General features: G+C 67.1%; 22 protein-coding genes and 1 tRNA gene. 10 read left to right on the forward strand and 13 right to left on the reverse strand.

Translation table 11 applies throughout. The features are described from left to right. Positions 1-69 precede the first annotated feature (69 nt). Positions 70-846, forward strand: coding sequence for a hypothetical protein (locus ACTOWJ_RS10695; protein WP_441334590.1), 777 nt, complete (start codon positions 70-72; stop codon positions 844-846). A gap of 131 nt (positions 847-977) precedes the next feature. Next, entirely contained in the window at positions 978-1,235 is a 258-nt protein-coding gene (locus tag ACTOWJ_RS10700) for a hypothetical protein (protein ID WP_441334591.1), read from the forward strand. A 468-nt stretch (positions 1,236-1,703) separates the two neighbouring features. Here ACTOWJ_RS10700 and ACTOWJ_RS10705 read toward each other — a convergent pair whose 3' ends face one another. Beyond that, on the reverse strand, positions 1,704-4,208 hold the full coding sequence (locus ACTOWJ_RS10705) for an ABC transporter permease (RefSeq protein WP_441334592.1): 2,505 nt from the start codon (positions 4,206-4,208) through the stop codon (positions 1,704-1,706). Between the two features lie 3 nt (positions 4,209-4,211). Further along, on the reverse strand, positions 4,212-4,898 hold the full coding sequence (locus tag ACTOWJ_RS10710) for an ABC transporter ATP-binding protein (protein WP_441334744.1): 687 nt from the start codon (positions 4,896-4,898) through the stop codon (positions 4,212-4,214). 125 nt (positions 4,899-5,023) lie between these two features. Here ACTOWJ_RS10710 and ACTOWJ_RS10715 point away from each other — a divergent pair, with 125 nt between their 5' ends. Continuing rightward, the gene (locus ACTOWJ_RS10715; RefSeq protein ID WP_441334593.1) at positions 5,024-5,836 is read left to right on the forward strand and encodes an arylesterase; all 813 of its coding nucleotides are present in this window, start codon (positions 5,024-5,026) and stop codon (positions 5,834-5,836) included. Positions 5,837-6,032: 196 nt separating this feature from the next. Here ACTOWJ_RS10715 and ACTOWJ_RS10720 read toward each other — a convergent pair whose 3' ends face one another. The 10 genes from ACTOWJ_RS10720 to ACTOWJ_RS10765 all read right to left on the reverse strand — a co-directional run bounded on the left by ACTOWJ_RS10720 (position 6,033) and on the right by ACTOWJ_RS10765 (position 12,479). Further along, the gene (locus ACTOWJ_RS10720) at positions 6,033-6,806 is read right to left on the reverse strand and encodes a Crp/Fnr family transcriptional regulator (RefSeq protein WP_441334594.1); all 774 of its coding nucleotides are present in this window, start codon (positions 6,804-6,806) and stop codon (positions 6,033-6,035) included. 261 nt (positions 6,807-7,067) lie between these two features. Further along, on the reverse strand, positions 7,068-7,403 hold the full coding sequence (locus ACTOWJ_RS10725; protein ID WP_441334595.1) for a RebB family R body protein: 336 nt from the start codon (positions 7,401-7,403) through the stop codon (positions 7,068-7,070). Positions 7,404-7,540: 137 nt separating this feature from the next. Then, positions 7,541-7,864, reverse strand: a complete 324-nt coding sequence (locus ACTOWJ_RS10730) for a RebB family R body protein (protein WP_036109022.1) — start codon at positions 7,862-7,864, stop codon at positions 7,541-7,543. Positions 7,865-7,921: 57 nt separating this feature from the next. Further along, positions 7,922-8,614, reverse strand: a complete 693-nt coding sequence (locus tag ACTOWJ_RS10735; RefSeq protein WP_441334596.1) for a hypothetical protein — start codon at positions 8,612-8,614, stop codon at positions 7,922-7,924. Beyond that, a complete protein-coding gene (locus tag ACTOWJ_RS10740; protein WP_441334597.1) occupies positions 8,615-8,851 on the reverse strand; it encodes a hypothetical protein in 237 nt (78 codons plus the stop codon). It abuts the gene before it with no gap. 279 nt (positions 8,852-9,130) lie between these two features. Next, positions 9,131-10,081 carry a hypothetical protein gene (locus ACTOWJ_RS10745; RefSeq protein WP_441334598.1) on the reverse strand — a complete coding sequence of 317 codons (951 nt, stop codon included), beginning with the start codon at positions 10,079-10,081 and terminating at the stop codon, positions 9,131-9,133. Positions 10,082-10,154: 73 nt separating this feature from the next. Next, entirely contained in the window at positions 10,155-10,388 is a 234-nt protein-coding gene (locus tag ACTOWJ_RS10750) for a RebB family R body protein (RefSeq protein ID WP_441334599.1), read from the reverse strand. A 127-nt stretch (positions 10,389-10,515) separates the two neighbouring features. Next, the gene (locus ACTOWJ_RS10755; protein ID WP_441334600.1) at positions 10,516-11,073 is read right to left on the reverse strand and encodes an RNA polymerase sigma factor; all 558 of its coding nucleotides are present in this window, start codon (positions 11,071-11,073) and stop codon (positions 10,516-10,518) included. Positions 11,074-11,415: 342 nt separating this feature from the next. After that, positions 11,416-11,916, reverse strand: a complete 501-nt coding sequence (locus tag ACTOWJ_RS10760) for a hypothetical protein (protein WP_441334601.1) — start codon at positions 11,914-11,916, stop codon at positions 11,416-11,418. Next, complete coding sequence (locus ACTOWJ_RS10765; RefSeq protein ID WP_441334602.1) at positions 11,913-12,479, reverse strand: RNA polymerase sigma factor; 567 nt, start codon at positions 12,477-12,479, stop codon at positions 11,913-11,915. Before ACTOWJ_RS10765 ends, ACTOWJ_RS10760 begins: the two co-directional genes overlap by 4 nt. 253 nt (positions 12,480-12,732) lie before the next feature. Between ACTOWJ_RS10765 and ACTOWJ_RS10770 the strand changes: the two genes are divergently transcribed. After that, a complete protein-coding gene (locus ACTOWJ_RS10770; RefSeq protein ID WP_441334603.1) occupies positions 12,733-13,056 on the forward strand; it encodes a DUF6249 domain-containing protein in 324 nt (107 codons plus the stop codon). 127 nt (positions 13,057-13,183) lie between these two features. Next, positions 13,184-14,173, forward strand: a complete 990-nt coding sequence (locus tag ACTOWJ_RS10775; protein ID WP_441334604.1) for a polysaccharide deacetylase family protein — start codon at positions 13,184-13,186, stop codon at positions 14,171-14,173. 102 nt (positions 14,174-14,275) lie between these two features. Here ACTOWJ_RS10775 and ACTOWJ_RS10780 read toward each other — a convergent pair whose 3' ends face one another. Further along, positions 14,276-14,710 (reverse strand): Lrp/AsnC family transcriptional regulator, encoded by a 435-nt coding sequence (locus ACTOWJ_RS10780; RefSeq protein WP_441334605.1) that lies wholly within the window; start codon positions 14,708-14,710, stop codon positions 14,276-14,278. Positions 14,711-14,848: 138 nt separating this feature from the next. Here ACTOWJ_RS10780 and ACTOWJ_RS10785 point away from each other — a divergent pair, with 138 nt between their 5' ends. The 5 genes from ACTOWJ_RS10785 (at position 14,849) to ACTOWJ_RS10805 (ending at position 19,344) form a co-directional block, all read left to right on the forward strand. Then, positions 14,849-15,211, forward strand: a complete 363-nt coding sequence (locus ACTOWJ_RS10785; protein ID WP_441334606.1) for an antibiotic biosynthesis monooxygenase family protein — start codon at positions 14,849-14,851, stop codon at positions 15,209-15,211. A 61-nt stretch (positions 15,212-15,272) separates the two neighbouring features. Further along, positions 15,273-15,839 carry a cysteine hydrolase family protein gene (locus ACTOWJ_RS10790; RefSeq protein WP_441334607.1) on the forward strand — a complete coding sequence of 189 codons (567 nt, stop codon included), beginning with the start codon at positions 15,273-15,275 and terminating at the stop codon, positions 15,837-15,839. A 771-nt stretch (positions 15,840-16,610) separates the two neighbouring features. After that, positions 16,611-16,680, forward strand: a tRNA-OTHER gene (locus ACTOWJ_RS10795). 506 nt (positions 16,681-17,186) lie between these two features. Next, the gene (locus tag ACTOWJ_RS10800; RefSeq protein ID WP_441334608.1) at positions 17,187-18,317 is read left to right on the forward strand and encodes a slipin family protein; all 1,131 of its coding nucleotides are present in this window, start codon (positions 17,187-17,189) and stop codon (positions 18,315-18,317) included. Between the two features lie 148 nt (positions 18,318-18,465). Beyond that, on the forward strand, positions 18,466-19,344 hold the full coding sequence (locus tag ACTOWJ_RS10805; protein ID WP_441334609.1) for a hypothetical protein: 879 nt from the start codon (positions 18,466-18,468) through the stop codon (positions 19,342-19,344).

A 19,344-nucleotide genomic window follows, 5' to 3' on the forward strand; every position in this document is an offset into this window, starting at 1 on the left:
ATTGAGTCATCGCGCCGATTTTACGCGGCCCCGCGCTAGGGTGTGGCATTGGATCGCAAGGAGGATGCCGTGCGCCTGCCCGTCCTGACCGCGGCCGTGCTGATGCCGACGATGGCCTGGTTCTCGCAGCAGGGCTATTTCGGCCCCGATAACGGCGAAATCTCCGACCGCTACCCCACTTTGCTGGTCGCGGCCGGCTATGCGTTCTCGATCTGGGGCCTGATTTTCCTGCTCGATCTGGCCTTCGCGCTGTGGCAGCTGCGCTCGCGGGTCAGCCAGGACGAGACCTTGCTGCGGGTGCGCCCGGCCGCGGCGGCCGGGTTCACCCTGACCGCGCTGTGGATGCCGATCTTCTCGCAGCAGTGGTTCTGGCTGGCGCTGGCGGTGATCTGGCTGGCGCTGGCCTGCATGGCCTGGGCCGCGGTGGTGCTGGCGCGCGATCCCACGCCGCTGCCGGGGCAAGCGGTGTGGGCCAAGTTCGCGCTCTCGCTGCATGCCGGCTGGCTGTCGTTGGCGGCGTTCCTGAACACCGCGCAGGTGATCGTCGCCTACGGTTTGTTGTCGGGCGTGGACCGTCTGGTTTGGAGCCTGGCCCTGCTGACGACCGCCGCGCTGCTGTTGTGGGTGTTGAACGCGCGCATGCGCGGCAGCCTGGGTTATGCGCTCGCCGCGCTGTGGGGTTTGGCCGGCGTTTACGTAAAACAATCCGAATCCGCGCTCGAAGGCGCCGACATCGCGGCCTGGAGCGCGGTGGCGATCGGCGCGCTGTTGCTGGCGCAAACGCTGTGGCTGCGCCTGCATCCGCGCCATCGGGTGTTCTCCGGGCATTTGTCGCCGGGCGAATGAATCGCGTCGCACTCATGAACGCGATCGCGCGGTTTAGCGCGCAATACGCGCATTAGACGCTAACTTCATTCCCTCGCAACGCCGCGGCCGCGAGCATGGAACACGGTTCATTGCTTGAGGAGCGACCCGCGATGCGAGCCTTATTCGTCGGCGGCACCGTCGACAACAGCGAACTCGATTTCGACGGCGGCCAACCGCCGCTTCACTATCCGCCCGATACCGGCAGCGGCGCGCAGCGCTACCGTTTGCATCATGTCGGTTTGCGCGAGGGTGCGCCGGTGTACGCGGTGTATGCCGCGCCCGAGCTGGCCGACACCGAAGTCGAACGAGTCGCGGAAGAACGCGGCTATGCGCGCAGGTTTCAGGCGCAGCCGCAACTCAACGTCTGAGCTTTCACACGGAAGACTAAGCTGCGTAGCGAAGCGGCGTCCTTACGGCTACTACGCCCCGGCCCGACGCGTCGGGCGTTCGCGAGCGCGCGAGCCGGTGGAGTTCGCAAGCGAGGCAACAGCTCGGCCGATACTACGACCCAGCCCGACGCAGTGCGTCGGGCGTTCGCGAGCGCGCGAGCCGGTGGCGTTCGCAAGCGAGGCAACACCTCGGCCGATACTACGACCCGGCCCGACGCGGTGCGTCGGGCGTTCGCGAGCGCGCGAGCCGGTGGAGTTCGCAAGCGAGGCAACACCTCGGCCGATACTACGACCCGGCCCGACGCAGTGCGTCGGGCGTTCGCGAGCGCGCGAGCCGGTGGAGTTCGCAAGCGAGGCAACACCTCGGCCGATACTACGACCCGGCCCGACGCAGTGCGTCGGGCGTTCGCGAGCGCGCGAGCCGGTGGCTCGCAAGCGTGCGCTCGCTCACCCTTGCAACTCACGCAACGTCACCGAAGGCGGCGCGTCCAATACGCGGCGAGTCGCATACATGCCCGCCGCCAGCGCCGCCAACACGCCCAGGCCGCCGCCGGCCGCAGTCATGCGCCAATCGAACTCCCAAGGCAGGTCGAACACCTGCACCGCGACCACGCCCGCCAGCACCGAGGCGGCGATCGACGCGGTCAAGCCCGAGAGCAGGCCGATCGCGGCGAACTCCGACGCCTGAGCCAGCCGCAACTGCCGCCGGCTGCCGCCGAGCACGCGCATCACTCCGCCTTCGAGCAGCCGCTCGTCCTGGCTCGCGCTCACCGCCGCCATCAACACCAACAAGCCGGCGACCAGCGAGAAATAGAACACCACCTCGACCACGGTCGACACCTGGTCGGCGGTGCTGCGCACTTGCTTGAGCACCTGCTCGACATCGATCACCGACAGGTTCGGGAACTGCTCGACCAGTTGCGAGGTGAAGCGGGTCTGCTGCGCCGGTACGCTGATCGCGGTGATGTAGCTGGCCGGGTAACCATCCATCGATCCAGGGGATGCGACCACGAAGAAGTTGGGTCGGAAGCTCTCCCAGTCGACCTTGCGCAGGCTGGTGATCTTGGCGCTGAAGTTCTGCCCGGCGATATCGAAACCGATGCGGTCGCCGATCTTCCAGCCCAGCGTCTCGGCGAAACCTTCCTCGACCGAAACCTCCGGCTGCGCCAACTTGCGCGACGCCCAGAACTTGCCTTCGACCAGCTTGTTGTCCGCGCGCAGGGTGTCGCCCACCGACAGATTGAACTCGCGTTCGGCCAGCTGCTTGGCGCGATCGCCGCGCTCGATGTAGCTGTCGCCGGTCACCGGCTTGCCGTTGTGGCTGACCAGGCGCGCGCGGATCATCGGGAACAACGTCGGCGCGGCCAACCCCCGCGTGCCGACGAACTTGCGCACGTCGTCGAGTTGATCGTGCTGGACGTTGATGATGAAGCGGTTCGGCGCGTCCGCCGCCAGAGCCAACTGCCAGCGATCGAGCAGATCGGTGCGCACGAAGGTCAGCAGTAACAAGGCCATCAGGCCCAGACCCAGCGCGGACACCTGCGCGATGCTGGTGCCGGCGCGGCGACTGACGTTGGCCAGGCCGTAACGCAGGCTGCCGCGCAGACGCGAGCGCAAGCGGCGCACCACCACGATCAGCGCCCAGGCCAACAGCGCCAACACCGCCAGCGTCGCGGCGATGCCGGCCAGCATGTACGCGCCCAAGGCGACCGAACCGGCCTTCCACCACAGCAGCGCGCTCAGCCCGATCAAACCGGCCACCGCGACCAGCCAGGCGCTGGGCTCGGTCGGATCCAGATCGCGACGCAACACCCGCAACGCCGGCACCCGGCGCAGCGCCAGCACCGGCGGCGCACCGAAGGCCAGCAGCACCACCAGGCCGACGCCGAAACCCTGCAACGCCGGCAACCAACTCGCGGCCGGGATCGACATCTTCAAACTCTGTTCCAGCCAACCGCCGATCGCCCATTGCAGACCGAACGCCAAGGCCACGCCGATCGCGCTGGCGATCAGGCCCAGCAACAGCATCTCGCCGACATGGATGCCGACCAGGGTGCGCTGGCTCGCGCCCAGGCAGCGCATGACCGCGGTGCCCGACAGATGCCGTTCGCTGTGTCGGCGCGCGGCCATCGCCACCGCTACCGCCGCCAGCACCACCGACACCAGGGCGGCCAGGCCGAGGAAGCGGCCGGCGCGATCCAGCGCGGAACGTACTTCCGGACGCGCATCGGAAATGGTTTCCAGGCGCTGGCCGCGGCCGAGCGTGGGCTTGGCCGCGGCGACGAAACGCTCGACCGCGCCCGGCGCGCCGGCGATCACCAAGCGATAACGGATGCGGCTGCCTGGCTGGATCAGGCCGGTGGCCGGCAGATCCGACAAATTGAGGAAGACCTTCGGCGCGATGTTGAAGTAGTCCAGCGACGCATCGGGTTCTTGCGTGACCAGCGCGGCCAGGCGCAGGCGCGAATCGCCGATCGCGATCTCCTGGCCGACCTGCGCGCCGAGCGTGTCGGCGCCGGCCTGGCTCATCCACACCGTGCCGGGCGCGGGCACGCCTTGCGCATCGCGCTCGACGGCGCCGGCGCGGTCGGCGATACGGAAGCTGCCGCGCAGCGGGAAACCGCTGCCCAGCGCGCGCAGATCGCCCAACTGCAATCGATTGCCGACGCGGATCATGGTCTGCAGTTCGGTGGCTTCGGCGCGGCGCAGTTCCGGTGCGGATGCCGCTTCGCGCAGCTTGCCCCGGATCGGCTGATCCGCGCGAATCACCGCATCGCCGCCGAGCAGGCGATTGGCTTCGATCGCCAGCGCGCGTTCGGCGCGATCGGTGACGAAGCCGACTGCGGTCACCGCCAGCACCGCCAACACCAGCGCGGCCAGCAGGATGCGCACGTCGCCGGCTTTCAGATCGCGGCCCAGTTGCCGCCACGCCATCGCTAAAGTGCGGCCCATGGTTCAGCCCTGCACCAGACGGCCGCTGTCCAGGCGAATGCGCCGATGGCAGCGTTCGGCCAGGTGTTCGTCGTGAGTCACCAATATCAGCGTGGTGCCCGCGTCGGCGTTGAGCTGGAACAGCAGTTCGATGATCGCCTGACCGGTGTGGGTATCGAGATTGCCGGTGGGTTCATCGGCGAACAACAACGAGGGCCGGGTCACGAACGCGCGCGCCAAGGCCACGCGTTGCTGTTCGCCGCCGGACAACTGCCGCGGATAGTGATCCAGACGCTGGTCCAGGCCGACTTTGGCCAGGATCGCCTTCGCCGGCGTCTGCGCATCGCGATCGCCGCGCAGTTCCAGCGGCAGCATCACGTTTTCCAGCGCGGTCAGCGACGGCAGCAATTGGAAGCTCTGGAATACGAAGCCGACCTTCTCGCTGCGCACTCGCGCGCGGCCGTCCTCGTCGAGCGCGGAGATGGTTTCGCCGTCGAGCTTGACCGTGCCGGTGCTCGGCGAATCCAGTCCGGCCAACAGCGACAACAAGGTGCTCTTGCCCGAACCCGACGCGCCGACGATCGCCACCGTATCGCCCTTGGCGATCGAGAAACCGACCCCATCGAGGATGGTGAGTTCGCCCGAGGGCAGCGCGACATGCTTGCCCAGACCGTCGACTTCCAGCGTCGCCACGCGCGCCGCCGGCCGCATCGCTTCAGCTTGCGGTTCGTCGACGCCTTTCACGATGTCCTGCGCCATGATCGAATCAGCGAGATTGGAAGCTGCCATGATCGTCCTTCTGCTTGCCTCGCCGCATCTTCGGGAGACGTTATTAAATGATCTTTAAGAATCTGGACGGTCGGGCCGAGCGCGGCGCCGCCGATCGCAATGAAAATACCCGCACGAGAACAGGATATGCGGTACCCGGCGGCCGGGTTCAATGGGCCATCGGTACTGGACGCCGCCTCGGCATGGGCGCGGTCGCGGCGCTGATCGCCGCCGTCTCGTTGTTCAGCGCCGCCGCACCGCTGTCCGCGCAGCCCGCCACGGCGGTCAAGGCGGCGGCCGCGGCCCCAGTCGCCGCCCCCGCCGGCAAGGCCGCGCGCACCGTGCTGTTCATGGGCGATTCGCTTTCGGCCGGTTACGGCCTGGCCGCGTCGCAGGGCTGGGTGTCGCTGACCGCCGAGCGCATCGCCAAGACCCAGCCGGGCTGGCGCGTGGTCAACGCCAGCATCAGCGGCGAAACCACCGCCGGCGGCGCCTCGCGCATCGCCGGCGAACTGCAGCGCAACCGCCCGGCGGTGGTGGTGATCGAACTCGGCGCCAACGACGGCCTGCGCGGCCTGCAACTGGCGCAGAGCCGCGCCAACCTTCAGCGCATGATCCAGGCCGCGCAAGCGGCCAAGGCGCAGGTGCTGCTGATCGGCATGCGCATGCCGCCGAACCTGGGCAAGGAATACACCGACGGCTTCGAGCGCAACTACCGCGAGTTGTCGCAGCAATATCGCACCCAGCTGCTGCCGTTCCTGCTCGAACCCATCGCGCTGGACCGCAACGCGTTCCAGGCCGACAACCTGCATCCTATCGCCAGCGCGCAACCCAAGTTGCGCGATCATGTGTGGAGCAAGTTGGGGCCGATGCTGAAGTAAGCACTATGAGCTGTTGCCCCCTTTGAAAAACGGGGGCGAACGGCCGCGCAGCGGACGTGGGGGATTTGCTTTTGCTTCGAAGCCAAAGCAAATCCCCCTGCCCTCCTTTTTCAAAGGGGGGAACGCTTCGGAGGGAGTACTCGGGTCTGGTGGCCGGGCGTTGCGGATCGCGACTGCGACTGCGACTGCAAAACACTCAAGCCAAACGCCGCGCCGCGGTCGAACGCGTTTGCGGATTCGATCGATCCGTATCGCGGCTCAGATAAGCCTTGCAACGGAACTGGTCGATATCGTTGATGCGCAGGATGTTGCGCTTGCGGCTGACCAGTCCGCTGCGGTGCCAGGTCTGCAACTGCGCGTTCAATTTCGGCCGGCTTGCGTTGACCATCGCCGCCAGAATGCTTTGGGTGGGCGGAAGCGCGACTTCGAAATCGCCGTCGCGCGGCCGCGGCTGGGTGTTCATCAGCGACAGCAGATAGCGCGCCAGGCGCGATTCCAGCCGGTGCAGGCACATGGTTTCCAGGCTCTCCACCGCATGCCGCAGACGCAGGCACAGGCAGACGTGGGCGCGGTCCATCACCACCGGATCGCTGGTAAGGCTGGGAAAATGCCGGCGCGAGAACAGCAGCACCCGGGTCGGGCTGTAGGCCACCGCGGTGAAGGTGTGCGAGTGGGTGTCCAACAACGGCGTTTCGTCGACCGTTTCGCCGCTTTCGATGGTATCGACGATCAATTCCTGTCCATCCGGCCCGTACAGCAGCTTGTAGATGCGTCCGTGCACGACGAAGGCGAGAAAGTCGCTGGGATCGTTCTTGAAGAACAGCGCGTCGCCTTCTTCCAGATTCAGTTCGGTGCTGTGGCGCGCGATGTGCTCCAGCAGCGTCGCCGGCAGGCCGCGCAGCAGCGCGCAGCGGTCCAGGCCCCAGCGCCGCCGGCGCACGGCGACGCCGTCGTCGGGTGTCAGCGACATAGCGCGGGCCGCGAGCCGGAGCGATCGGCAAGGCGATCGGCGGGCTCGCACGGGTCGTGACGGCCGCACCCGCGGCCGATGGCAGGTTTCATAACGCCCCCTGTGGACGTCTTCGTTCGAAAGCCGCGGCGAGGACGAAGCCCGGCGTGGAGCGATGGCTCCCGCGCAGTCGCGGCGTCGTGGCCGTACCGCCGTCCGCGGCGCGCGCGGCGGCTACGATGCCGGCGCCGCGCTGCGGTCCGGCATCGCGTCCGTCGCGGCTTACAGGCCGGACGGCGATTTGAACGCGTTCAACACGGTGAGCAGACTGGTCAGATTGTCGGACACGCCGGTCTGGCCGATCTTCTCCGTCGCGCCCGCCGCGGCGGTGGTGTCGACGCTGTAGATCTGCATCACGCCCTGGTTGGCCGCGGCCAACGACAGGGTGTTCTGCTGCTGCTGAGCGGCGATCGAGTTTTCGAACAAGATGCCGGTGGAGTGGGCCGACGACTGGAAGATCGAGCCCATCGCGAAGGCCGGACCTTCGGCGATGACCTTGACGTTGGACTGGGTGACGGCGTCGGTGATCTGATTGTTGACTGCGGTTGGATAGGCCATGTGGAAATCCTCGGTTACGGTGATCGTGATTGCGACGGTCGGTGAGCGGCGCGGAGCCGATGCCGGCCAGGCTCAAGCGAGACTCGAGCCGGCATCTGCGATCCGGCCGGCACGGACGGATCGTGGCGTTCTACGGCTTAGGGCTTGAACGCCTGCAGCACGGTCAGCAGGCTGGTGAGGTTGTCGGACACGCCGGTCTGGGCGACCTTCTCGGTGGCGCCGGCGGCGGCGGTGGTGTCGAGGCTGTAGATCTGCATCACGCCCTGGTTGGCCGCCGCCTGTGCCAGTGTGTTCTGCTGCTGCTGCGCGGACACTGCGTTCTCGAACAGGATACCGGTGGAGTGGGCCATCGACTGGTAGATCGAACCCATCGCGAAGGCCGGCGCTTCGCCGATGACCTTGACGTTGGACTGGGTGACGGCATCGGTGATTTGATCGTTGACGGCGGTAGGGAATGCCATGTCGAGCTCCTTAGGATGAGGTACGGCCGATGCCGTACGTTGCTGAAGAACGAATCATCAATCGGCTTGTGAAGCCGGCACGGAGGTTGCCGCGGGTTTTTCCGCGGCATCGGCGTGCGCACCTGCAGCCGCTGTTTTTCCGCTGTTTTCTGTGGGCTTCGCGGGCAATTCCGCCGCCGCGTCGGACTCGGCTTTCGGCAGCAATCCGCTGGCCTGCGCCGCTTCGATCACCGCTTGCAGTTGCAGCGCGAGCGGGCCGAACTGTTGTTGGAAGCACGCCTCGACCTCGATCTTGATCAGCTCGGTCAGACGACCGGCGATCTGCGCGATCAACGGATCTTCGCGCGAATCCGCGGCGCCCGCGGCCGGTTTGGTCGGGCGCAGATCCTGCAACGAGGAGGCGCGTTCGACTGCGCCGAGCACCGCGGTTTCGGCCGCGCGCTCGGCCTTGGCGTTGCCGATCACCGCCGCCTGGGTACGCCCCAGACTCTGCCGGATCATGTTTTGTATGCGTTGGCGCCCCGCATCGATGGTGTTACCGGCTTGATCGCGCAGGCCGGTGGCCATCGGCAGATTGCTGGCCTGATCGCGCGAAGCCGGGTCGAGCGCGGCGAGAAAGATCGCCAGTTGCGCATGCTCGTTCTCATCGAGCTCGCGGCCCAGCCAATTGCGCGCGAAGCGGCGCACCTGGTCGTCGAGCGCGGCGCGCGTGGCTTGCGCGGCGATCGGATCTTGCGCGGCGGCGGACATTCAGCGCCCTCCCCATGGACACCGCCACCTGGGCAGCAGCGCGCGTTCGCGCGGCCGGTCCGCCATGGCCTCGAATGGGTGGATCGAGCGGAGCGCTTGCGCGGCCGGAATCGGCGCCGTTATACGTTGCGGCCTCGCCTCGTCGCTGTCGCCGTGCTCGCCGGCCGCCTGCGCGGCGGGCGGATCGAACAGATCTTCAAGCTCTTCATGCAACAGATAGCGCAGATTCTCGTTCATGGCCTACTCCGGTCCTACAAGTCATGCGATACGCAATGCGGCCGCCGATCAGGCCGGGGCCGGCTGCGCATCGCGGCGGCGACCCAGGCCGGCGGCTTGCGGCCGACATCGGTCGTGGTGGTCCGACACGAGCCGAAATCGCCGCCACGCTCCGGCATCGCGGCCGCCCAACGGGCGTCCGCTCGCGACGAGGACGGTGAACCCCGGCGCCGGATGCGACGGCGACGATCCAGCAGGGCCTGGTATCGGGCTCCGACGATGCGGCCGGAGCCGAATCGCTCAAGTCCCTTTTTGGTTCTTCAACAGCGCCGAATATTTCTCGATGCTTTGGTCGATGCGGTCGATGGCGAACTTCGCCGACTCGGCTTCCATTGCGCCCGCGGCGGCGGCGACCGCGGCCGCGGCGCCCATGAAGATGTCGGTGGCGAGAATGCCCAGCGCGTCCTCGGCGGCTTGCACGGGCTTGTTCTCGACCAGGTCCTGAGTCATCTGCTTCATCAGCACGCCTTGGCTGGCCAGGGCGATCTTGGTGACGCCATCGAAATACGCGGCGGCCGATTGCGCGACCAGGCCGGCGGCCTGGCTGATCATCATGTCCGGACCGGTGGCGATCTGCGCCGGCGCGTAGGACGCGGTCTCGGCGTTGGTGAACTGCACCGCTTGCACGATCTGCTGATTGAGCGCATCGGTCGCCGTCGTCGCACCGCCGCCCGAGCCGCCCGGCGACGACGGCGCTTTAGGCGCGGGCGCAGGGCCGGAAGCGTTGGACGCATTGGAACCGTTGGAACCGTTGCCCGCATTGGACGCGGGCGCCGAGCCGGCGCTCGACGAAGCCGAAGATGCAGGAGCGGCGGCCGCGGCCGAAGTCGACGCGGCACCGCCGGCGGGTACGGATGGCGGCGCGGATGCGGCGCTCGACGCCGCCGAGGACGAATCGGCCGGCGCGGTCGCGCCGCCGGCGGATGACGGCGATGGCGCGGCGGCCGCGGCAGAGGAAGGTGTCGCCGCAGGCACATCCGTCGCAGCCGGCGGCGGCGAAGCGGCGGCGGACGCCAGGCTCGGCGCCGCGGCGATCGGCGCGCTCACCGCCATCGGCGTCGCGCCTGCGTTCGCGCCGGTATTGGCGCCGGTGTTTGCGGGCGCGTTCGCCGAGGCCGGCGCTGCCGGAGCAGCGGTCGCAGTGGCCGGTGCCGCCGGTGGATTCTTGTCTTTACCGAACCAGAACTTCATAGCGATTCTCCCGCGCGCCGAATCGATCCCACCCGCCCCTTACCCGACCGCCCCGACCGCCCGGCGACACGCCTCATGGCTTGTCGCCTACCGCCATGATCAACTGCACCGCCTTGGACACCACCGCGCTGGAGATCTGATTGAGCACTTGCTGGCTGTGCACGGCGTTCTGCAACGCCAAGCCGGTGGAATGGCTGGACACCTGATACAGCGAAGCGATGGCTTGCGCGGGCGCTTCGGCGACCACCTTGACGTTGGTCTGGGTGACGGCGTCGGTGATCTGCGAGTTGACGGGGGTATCGGCCATGAGCCTGTCCTTGGGTTGAGTTCATTGCGGGTCTATCCGGGTGGAACGCGGTCCGGCCACGCTTGTGAAACCCGACGCCGGAACCAACGATGCGGCCGCGCGCGAGCGGCCACGCGCCGGCGCCGGATCAATCTGCGCGCATCACCAGCTTGAGCCGATTGCGCAGCAGCTCGACCCGCTTGCGCGCCAAGGGCTGATTGATGTGCAGCTTCTCGGCGATCACCGGGTAAGGCAGATCGTCGATGAAGCGATAGGCGAACAGCCGGCGTTGCTCGCGGCTCATCCGCGCCACCGCGGCCACGACCCGGTCCAGTTGCTGATCCAGCTCCAGTTTCTGCAGGGCCGAGAGGCCGTCGTGGGCGAATCCGCCGACCTCGCCGTCGACCTCTCGATTGCGGTCGAACACTTCGCGGTCGCGCCCGCGCCGGCGCACGCTGTCCAGGAACACGTGCCGCAGCACTACGAACAAGAATCCGCAAGGGTCGGTGACGGTCTCCGGCGAGCGGCGCATGAACAACAGCGCCTTGATCGCGGTATTGGCCAGCAGTTCCTCGGCGCGGTCGCGCTGACCTTCGGCGAAGCGTCGCGCGCGCGCCTCCAGTTCGGGCAGGCTGACCCGCCAGGCCTTGGCGAACATCTCATCTGCGGCCCTGAAATCAGGACGTTCCGGCCGGGTACGTTCCATCACTCGCCTCTCCTGTTGTCGGCATGTGAACCGAGTCTGGTGAGGGGGTCCGGCAATGGCTGTTACTTGGGTGACACACGCGAGGCGCTGACGGCAGCGAACTGCGCACGCCGTCGCGATACAGGAATTCTTCCGCGTCCTTGGCCAACCGCATCGCGCCGGCGCAAGCGCGCGCGACGCATGCTGCGGCGTGCGCGCTTGCGCGAAGGACTGTTTAGAGCAGGCCCAGACTCACATTCGCGCTCCTCGGCCACGCGCGATGCGCGCCGACGCAGCGAAGTTGCTCAAGCGCCGGCCAGGTTTCCGATGCGGCAAATACCGTGCACGGCGCGGCGATGCGGCTCAGGCCGCGCGCCCTGCGTCGGGCCTGCTCGAACCGACGATACGGACCACGCGGTCCCATCCCCAGGTCAGCAGGCAACAGGCGCCGGCCAGGGCGCCCCAGGTCAGACTGCCCTGCGGCAGTTGCTGCAAGGGCGCCTGCACGCTCGGCAACCAACTCGCGGCGGTCGACCAGGCCATGCCCACGCCGAGCACCACCAGCACACCGAGCAGAAGCTGCTGCAGGTAGCGCTCGACCCGGTCGTTGCCGACAGCGGCGGCCTCGACGCGTCGCGCGATCTGTTCGGCGAACCCGTACGGAATCGGCTCCATCACCGGCGCGCGCAAGGCCCGGGTCAGCAATCGGTACTGGGCCAGCCGCGGATCGGCCTCGGCCATCGGCGCGCCGGCGCGCTCATCGCGTTGAGCGCGCTCTTGCAGTTGCCACTCGCGAGCGATGCGTGGATCGTCCCAGCGCACCGTATCGGCGGCGGCGGCGTGAGCGTCGGGTTTACGGTTCATGCGATTTCTCCCAGCCGGGCTTCCAGGCGCTGGCGCAGACGCGCGCGAGTGCGGAACAGGTGGCTCTTGATCGTGCCCTCGGCCAGGCCGGTCATCTTCGCGATCTCGCCGATGGGCACTTCTTCCAGGTGATACAGGGTCAGCAGGGTCCGCTGCAACGGCGGCAACGCCTCGATCTCGGCGTGCAGACCGGCGGCGATCTCCTCGTCGGCGCAGGCCGCTTCCAGATCGAAGCCGTCGCCGACCATCTCCAACGGCGACAGCGCGTCTTCGTCGGCCGAGGTTTCCACGATCGGAATCCGCTTGCGCTCCAGATGCCGCTTGGCCACCGAATAGGCCACCTGGCCGATCCAGGACTTGAGCGCGCTCTCGTACCGGTACTGGTGCAGGCACTGGTGCACACGCAAGAACGCCTCCTGACACAGCTCGCGGGTGTCGTCGGGGTGGCGGACCATCCGTTGGATGATGTGCCAGCACAACCCCTGGTACTCGCGGACCAGGCGCTCGAACGCGCCCGGCGTGCGAGCCAGGACGGCTTCGACCAGGGCGCGATCGTCGTTCATGAGGTAAGACCGGTCATCGGAGAAACAGGATGCGGTCTGGCGGCCGGCGGTTGCAGTGGCGAGGCCACCGCTCACGCGATGATACCTGTCACTTGTCCGTCGCCCGCTCCGGCCCGCTGGCTGAACGGGGCGGCGGCCGGAACCCGGCGCAGCGCGCGCCCCGGCGCTCGCCGACCCTGCCCGCAACGGCTGCAACCGACATCGACCGGCCCGTATCCATTGCCGCAAGCCCCGAACCGAAGAGACTGCCGCCATGCCCGAGATCCTCGTCCCCATCACCCTGTTCGTCTGCATCGTCCTGGCGATCAAGATCGTCGTGGAAGCGCGTTTCCGCAGCAAGGCGCTGCAGACCGGCGGCGCCGAAGAGCTGTTGCGCTCGATGGCCCGCGACGAGGACATCCGCCGCCGACATGGCGCGCTGCGCTGGGGCATCGTGATGGTGCTGCTCGCGATCGGCTTCGCCATCATCGAAGGCGCCGGCTGGCGCGACGTCAACGCCGGCACCATCGCCGTGCTGCTCGCCGCGGTCGGGATCGGCAATCTGGTCTATTACGTCATTTCGCGCAAACTCGACTGAGCGCTCCGACGCCGCGCGATCGGCCGCCCGCGGCGATTGCGCGACCCAGTGCGCAGCTGCGAGGTCGGACGGTAGGCATGCGGCGCGGACGCGGCGATGATCGCTGCGTCCCCGACCGGAGATCCGCATGCGCCCGTTCGCTTCGCTGCTCGCCAGCCTGTTGATCCTCGCCCTGCCCGCGCTCGCCGCGGCGGCGGCCAAGGATCCGGGCAAAGACAAGACCGCGCCGGACCGGCGCATCGCGATGACCATCGACGACCTGCCCTGGGTACGACTGCCCGCAGTGTCGACCGCATCGATCATCGCCGACCACCGCCGCCTGGTCGCGGCGATCCGCCAGGCCGGCGTGCCGGCGATCGGCTTCGTCAACGAAGGCAAACTCGAAGCCGACGGCAAAGTGGAGCCCGAACGCCTGGCGATGCTGCGCGACTGGCTCGACGCCGGCGCCACGCTCGGCAATCACAGCTACAGCCACGCCGACCTGCATGCGGTCGGCCTGCCGGCGTATCGCGACGACATCCTGCGCGGCGAACGCCAACTGCGCCCGCTGTTGCAAAGCCGCGGACAGACCCCGCACTGGTTCCGCCATCCGTATCTGCGCGCCGGACGCAGCGCGCAGGACAAGATCGATCTGGCCCAGTTCCTGTCCGCGCACGGCTACCGCATCGCGCCGGTGACGGTCGACAACTCCGATTGGATCTGGGCCGCCGCGTATCTGCGCGCCGACGCCTCGCCCAAGGCCGAAAAGCTGAAGTCGAAGCTGCGCCGCGACTACATCCATTACATGGGGCTCAAACTCGATTACTACGAGCAACAGTCCATCGCCCTGCTCGGCTACAACCTGCCGCATATCTGGCTGATCCACGCCAATGCGCTCAACGCGGCCAGCTACGGCGATCTGATCGCGATGGCGCGCAAGCGCGGCTACCGTTTCATCGGCCTGGACGAGGCCATGCGCGATCGGGCCTACGAGCGCACCGACGCCTACACCGGCCCGGCCGGTCCGAGCTGGCTGCATCGTTGGGCGATCGGCGAAAAGAAACCGGCGAGTTTCTTCGCCGACGAGCCGGAGGTGCCCGCGTGGGTGATGAGTCTGGCCCAGCTTGAATCGGAGTGACGCCGGGCGGTGCGGTGTCGCGGTCGCGGCTTGCGCCGCTCCTGCAGACGAGATGTTGTAGGAGCGGCGCAAGCCGCGACCACGACACCACAAACCTGGGCGCTATAAACGATCCAAGGCCGTGCGCAGAATCGGAATCGTGGTGACGTCGTCCACGCCCTTCATCGCCGCCACGCGTTCGCGCAGATCGGCCAGTTCGCTGGGCGAACGCGTTTCCACCAACACCATCAGATCGGTCTCGCCGGCCACGCTGTGCACCAGCCGCACCTGCGGCCACTGCGCCAGCGGCGGCACGATGTCGTCGCAGCTGAAACCCTCGGCGTAGCGCAACAACAGCCAGGCGCACAGCGGATCGCCGCCGCTGCCCAGGCGCACGGTGTACTGCGCGATCACGCCGGCCGTTTCCAAGCGCTGCAGGCGCTCCTGCACGGTGCTGCGCGACAGGCCCACCGCCTTGGCCAGGGCCACCGTCGACAGACGGGCGTTGTCCTGCAGCAGGGCGATCAGCTTGCGGTCGACTTCGTCCAGCGTCTTCATCGTGGTGACCATCGTGATTACATGAGGGGCGGCAACCCGGCCGCGCCGGCCAGAACCGTCATTCTGCCGGGTTGAGACCGGCGCGGGCGAATCCGCAGGATGGGGCCCTCGCCCGCCGGCGCAGCCGATGCTCCCGCCATGTCCGCCCACGATCCCAGCGCTCGCTTCGCCGACCTGCCCCCGCCGCCGTACTTTGCCGTGATCTTTTCGTCCCAGCGCAGCGCCGAGGACGAAGCCGGCTATGCCCGCGCGGCCGATCGCATGGTCGAACTGGTACGCCAGCAACCCGGCTTCCTGGGCATGGAGTCCGTGCGCGACGGCGAAGGCTTCGGCATCACCGTGGCCTACTTCGACAGCGAACAGTCCATCCGCGCCTGGCGCGAGCACGCCGAACACGCGGCGGTGCGGGATCTGGGCCATCGTCGCTGGTACCGGCGCTTCGAGCAGCGCGTGGCGATCGTGCAACGCGCCTATGGCGGACCGCGCGGCGCGGCGCCGTGACCGCCGCATCGCATCCAGGCGCCGCCACCTTGTTCCCCACCCACAGACCGAAACTACCCCCATGAGCTTTACCGCCAACACCGCTCTCATTCCCATCGACGTCCAACGTGGTTTCGACTATCCGCCTTGGGGCCGTCGCGGCAATCCGGCGATGGAACACAACGGACAACGCCTGCTCGCGGCCTGGCGCCAACGCGGCTGGCCGCTGATCCACGTCCGCCACGATTCGGTGCAGCCCGGATCGCCGCTGAGTCCCTCGCATCCGGGCAACGCTTTCCGCGACGGCTTCGATCCGCTGGACGGCGAAACGGTGGTCGCCAAATCGGTCAATGCCGCCTTCATCGGCACCGATCTGGATTTGCGTCTGCGACGGCTCGGTGTCGACCGCGTCGTGCTGTTCGGCATCAGCACCGACATGTGCGTATCGACGACGGCGCGGATGGCGAGCAATCTGGGCTATCGCACCGTCGTGGTCGGCGATGCCTGCTATTGCTTCGATCTGATCGATGCCGACGGATCGACGATTCCCGCCGAGCAGATCAGCCGCGCGCATCTGGCGACCTTGCGCGCGGAATTCGCCGAGGTGACCGATACCGATGCGCTGCTGGCGAGTATCGATGAGTCCTGATCGATCGCATGCACGCAACGCAATCGCATCGCCCCGCACCTCGCGAACTTTCCGCCGCTCCTGCTCCCTCTCCCACGCGCGGAACGGGGCTCCGATCGATTTCGAAGCGACATGCACTCACGACCTGCCGACGTGAATCGATCCGCATCGATCACATCGACCGCGAAAAACCTTTCGCGAGACGACGAACGGTCTTGCATCCGTAATTTTGCGCGCGTAGAGTTCGCGCCCATCGTCCTTGCGACGCAATCCAACCGACCGCCTTCCCATGCATTTCGACAACCACATCGCCAAGCAGAACGCACCGCGGCCCTCGTGCCCCGGCGGGTTCGACTGCGCGCTGTCGATGCGCGGTCGCAGCCAGGTGCTGCACACGCCGGATTGATCTCCTTGCCAGGGAGATCGGTCGCCCCGATCTCCCGAGGAACGCTGACGCCCTCGGTCCAACACCGGGGGCGTTTTCGTTTCAGCGTCCGCAAAGGAACATCGGAAAACCCTTGAAAATCAGTTCGATCGCGCGGCCCCGAAGCATCCGAGATGAAGGGGTTCGACCGTAAAGGCGCTTACAGCGCCGTGCCTGGATGCTTCGGCACGAGCGGTGCGAGGGATCGACCGGGAATGGGCGCTTGCGCCCGAACGCATTGCCGTTCGGCAACGGACGGCAATAAGCAGAACCTCATAAACGCACTACAGCGGTACGGGTTGCGATCCCGTCCGGTGCGCGCGGCTTTGCCGTGGCGTATGCCGAAGTGCGCGGTTGGGTTTTGCTCCAGGAAGGTAGCTCAGTCGGTAGAGCAGCGACGTAGTGCGCAGGTCGTCGGTTCGAATCCGGCCCTTTCACATTGGATATAGCTCAGTTGGTAGAGCGCAGCAGCGATGCTGTGGTCGCGGGTTCAATTCCTGCTATCCCTCCAAACTGCCTGAAACGCAGTTGCACAGGAACGAAAGTTCCAACCCAGGAAACGCCCCGTGCGGCGTTTCGTCAAACGTCGCTGTTACAGGACGCGTAACGGAACGCAGCAGCGGCGACATCGCCGGACCCGCGCCTTGAAGGCGAAGGAACGGCGCGGCACGGACGTCGGCGACAAGGATCGTCGCGATGTCCGGCGGCGCCGGCTCCGCGCAAACAGCGCGCGGGTTCCGCGATGCCGGCGTCAGGGGCGTTTCCGCCTTATCCCGTTCGTCGCCGAATGCGACGGACCCCACCCACGTTTTGCGCGCGCGGCGCGCACGACGCGAGCCCCGCTGCGCCTGGTGCGCGGCGTTCACTGCGCCTTTGCGGCAACCGATTCGGTCGCAACGGCCACCGCCACGGATCGGATCCACCGGAACCTCAAGGAGACCGTCATGTTCTGGATGAAGAAGGTCGTAGTCGGCGATGCCGAACGCGTCCTGGTGTACCGCAACCGCCGCATCGAGCGCGTGCTCGGCCCCGGCGTGCACAAGCTCAACGATTTCAAGCGCGATCTGGAACTGGCCGTGCATTCCATCGCCAACAGCCAGTACGCCGGCAACGACGGCGAATCGCTGATCCCGAGTCTCGGCGACAAGCTGCAGGACTACTTCGTGCTCGCCGATATCGGCAACGACGAAGTCGGCCTGATGCTGCGCAACGGTCGCATCGCCGATGTGCTCGCGCCGGGTACCCGCCGTTTGTACTGGAAGGGCCTGGCGACCATCGAGATCCGCGCCATCGCCTTGAGCGACGGTCTGGAGATGGAACGCGAGGTCGTCAACGGCCTGCGCCAGCTCGGCTACCTCGATCGCGTCGCCGTCGCCGGCAACGTGCCGACCGAGTCGGCCGGCCTGCTGTTCGTCGACGGCAAGTTCCTGCGCCGTCTGGAGGCGGGCGCGTACGCGTTCTGGAACCTGCGCAAGAACGTCGCGGTGGAAATCGTCGAGCTTCGCGTCCAGTCGATGGAAGTCTCGGGTCAGGAACTGCTGACCCGCGACAAGGTGTCGTTGCGCGTGAACCTGGCCGCGAGCCTGCGCGTGACCGACCCGGTCGCCGCGCGCACGCAGGTGGCCAAGTACACCGAGCATGTCTACCGCGAGCTGCAGTACGGCCTGCGCAAGGCGATCTCGTCCAAGACCCTGGACGAATTGCTCGGCGACAAGGCTTCGCTCGACGCGGACATCTTCGCCTACGTGCGCGGCCCGATCGGCGCGGTCGGCGTGGAAGTGCTCGGCGTCGGCGTCAAGGACGTGATCCTGCCGGGCGAGATGAAGGATATCCTCAACGGCGTGGTGCAGGCGGAGAAGACCGCCCAGGCCAACGTGATCCGTCGCCGCGAAGAGGCGAATGCGACGCGTAGCTTGCTCAACACCGCCAAGCTGATCGAGGAAAGCCCGGTCTTGATGCGCCTGAAGGAACTCGAGGCGCTGGAGAAGATCACCGAGAAGATCGACAAGTTGACCGTGTTCGGCGGTCTGGAGGGAGTCATGAAGCAGTTGGTCAGCCTCAAGGGAAACGGCTGAACGCAGGATCGGACGGCGCCATCGCCGTCCGGCTTCCGATAGCGCGCACGCCGCCAAGCAAAACGCGAGCGCCGCCCCGCGGGGCGGCCATCTCACCGTGCGCGGTCGTGGACCGCGGCGCGGGGATATCTATCGGATTTCCATCTATATGCGTAAGGACATGTACAAAGTAATCGTCGAGCGGCCGCGCCGCGGAGGTTTCCACTCCTCGCGCCCGCCTTACGACCGGCAAGACGAGCGGCAACGCGAGAGCCTCGCGTTCCGCCATCGTCACGATCCCAAATGGCTCAACGAAAACCTGCGTCCGCTGGAACGCTACCTGGAACGCCAAGTCGGCCGGCGCTGGGATTTCGTCTACTCGCAGCTGTGCGCTCGCGTCGACCGGCGCAACACCGTGCAGCAGCATATCCACCAACACATCGACGATTTCGTGGCCGTGCAGGTCACCGATATCGATGGAGAACTTCATGTAATGCAGAACTGGGGCGGCATGATACCGCTTACCGAAGTCCGTCAACGGCTGTATGTGGACCCGCGCAACGGGTGTGTGATGCGCAACGAGGCGGCGATCGCTCTGCGCCTGCAACGCCATCGCGAGCATTGTCTGGCGGTGCAGGCGCGTCAGGCGGGGTGGCAGGCCGAGGTGCGCAAGCTGGGCGAGCGCACGCAGTTGCGGCGCATCGACGGCATCTGGTACGAGGTCGAACTCGCGCCGGTGCCGCCGCGCGACGAGGCGCACAAGCCCGGGCAGCGCAAGCGCAGCCTGGAGCGGCTGTTCGCTTTCGATGCGGTCACCCACAAGCGCGTCGACCGTTACAACGGCGAGCGCTGCCGGATGTACGGCAAGTGCTCGCTGTATGCGCATCACAAGCGGCAACTCAGCCGCGCCGAACTGCTCGATCACGGGCTTCGCAACGGCACCGAACCCGATACGTACGCCGCGAGCCTGCGCTCGCGGCCGCGGGTGCGCAATGCCTTCCGATTCCGCGCGCCGATCCGAAGCGGCGCGCTTCATAAGGAACATTGA

This window comes from Lysobacter sp. CA199 (genome assembly GCF_052078715.1).
In the GTDB taxonomy this organism is placed as follows: Bacteria; Pseudomonadota; Gammaproteobacteria; order Xanthomonadales; family Xanthomonadaceae; genus Lysobacter.

Bases quoted from the DNA above. Each gene is read 5' to 3' on its own strand.
- ACTOWJ_RS10725 (WP_441334595.1), bottom strand. From the start codon at position 7,403: ATGGCCTATCCAACCGCAGTCAACAATCAGATCACCGACGCCGTCACC.
- ACTOWJ_RS10710 (WP_441334744.1), bottom strand. From the start codon at position 4,898: ATGCGGCCGGCGGCGCGCGTGGCGACGCTGGAAGTCGACGGTCTGGGC.
- ACTOWJ_RS10765 (WP_441334602.1), bottom strand. From the start codon at position 12,479: ATGAACGACGATCGCGCCCTGGTCGAAGCCGTCCTGGCTCGCACGCCG.
- ACTOWJ_RS10730 (WP_036109022.1), bottom strand. From the start codon at position 7,864: ATGGCATTCCCTACCGCCGTCAACGATCAAATCACCGATGCCGTCACC.
- ACTOWJ_RS10720 (WP_441334594.1), bottom strand. From the start codon at position 6,806: ATGTCGCTGACACCCGACGACGGCGTCGCCGTGCGCCGGCGGCGCTGG.
- ACTOWJ_RS10740 (WP_441334597.1), bottom strand. From the start codon at position 8,851: ATGAACGAGAATCTGCGCTATCTGTTGCATGAAGAGCTTGAAGATCTG.
- ACTOWJ_RS10715 (WP_441334593.1), top strand. From the start codon at position 5,024: ATGATCTTTAAGAATCTGGACGGTCGGGCCGAGCGCGGCGCCGCCGAT.
- ACTOWJ_RS10755 (WP_441334600.1), bottom strand. From the start codon at position 11,073: ATGGAACGTACCCGGCCGGAACGTCCTGATTTCAGGGCCGCAGATGAG.
- ACTOWJ_RS10780 (WP_441334605.1), bottom strand. From the start codon at position 14,710: ATGAAGACGCTGGACGAAGTCGACCGCAAGCTGATCGCCCTGCTGCAG.
- ACTOWJ_RS10805 (WP_441334609.1), top strand. From the start codon at position 18,466: ATGCGTAAGGACATGTACAAAGTAATCGTCGAGCGGCCGCGCCGCGGA.
- ACTOWJ_RS10770 (WP_441334603.1), top strand. From the start codon at position 12,733: ATGCCCGAGATCCTCGTCCCCATCACCCTGTTCGTCTGCATCGTCCTG.
- ACTOWJ_RS10700 (WP_441334591.1), top strand. From the start codon at position 978: ATGCGAGCCTTATTCGTCGGCGGCACCGTCGACAACAGCGAACTCGAT.
- ACTOWJ_RS10800 (WP_441334608.1), top strand. From the start codon at position 17,187: ATGTTCTGGATGAAGAAGGTCGTAGTCGGCGATGCCGAACGCGTCCTG.
- ACTOWJ_RS10790 (WP_441334607.1), top strand. From the start codon at position 15,273: ATGAGCTTTACCGCCAACACCGCTCTCATTCCCATCGACGTCCAACGT.
- ACTOWJ_RS10745 (WP_441334598.1), bottom strand. From the start codon at position 10,081: ATGAAGTTCTGGTTCGGTAAAGACAAGAATCCACCGGCGGCACCGGCC.
- ACTOWJ_RS10775 (WP_441334604.1), top strand. From the start codon at position 13,184: ATGCGCCCGTTCGCTTCGCTGCTCGCCAGCCTGTTGATCCTCGCCCTG.
- ACTOWJ_RS10735 (WP_441334596.1), bottom strand. From the start codon at position 8,614: ATGTCCGCCGCCGCGCAAGATCCGATCGCCGCGCAAGCCACGCGCGCC.
- ACTOWJ_RS10760 (WP_441334601.1), bottom strand. From the start codon at position 11,916: ATGAACCGTAAACCCGACGCTCACGCCGCCGCCGCCGATACGGTGCGC.
- ACTOWJ_RS10750 (WP_441334599.1), bottom strand. From the start codon at position 10,388: ATGGCCGATACCCCCGTCAACTCGCAGATCACCGACGCCGTCACCCAG.
- ACTOWJ_RS10785 (WP_441334606.1), top strand. From the start codon at position 14,849: ATGTCCGCCCACGATCCCAGCGCTCGCTTCGCCGACCTGCCCCCGCCG.
- ACTOWJ_RS10705 (WP_441334592.1), bottom strand. From the start codon at position 4,208: ATGGGCCGCACTTTAGCGATGGCGTGGCGGCAACTGGGCCGCGATCTG.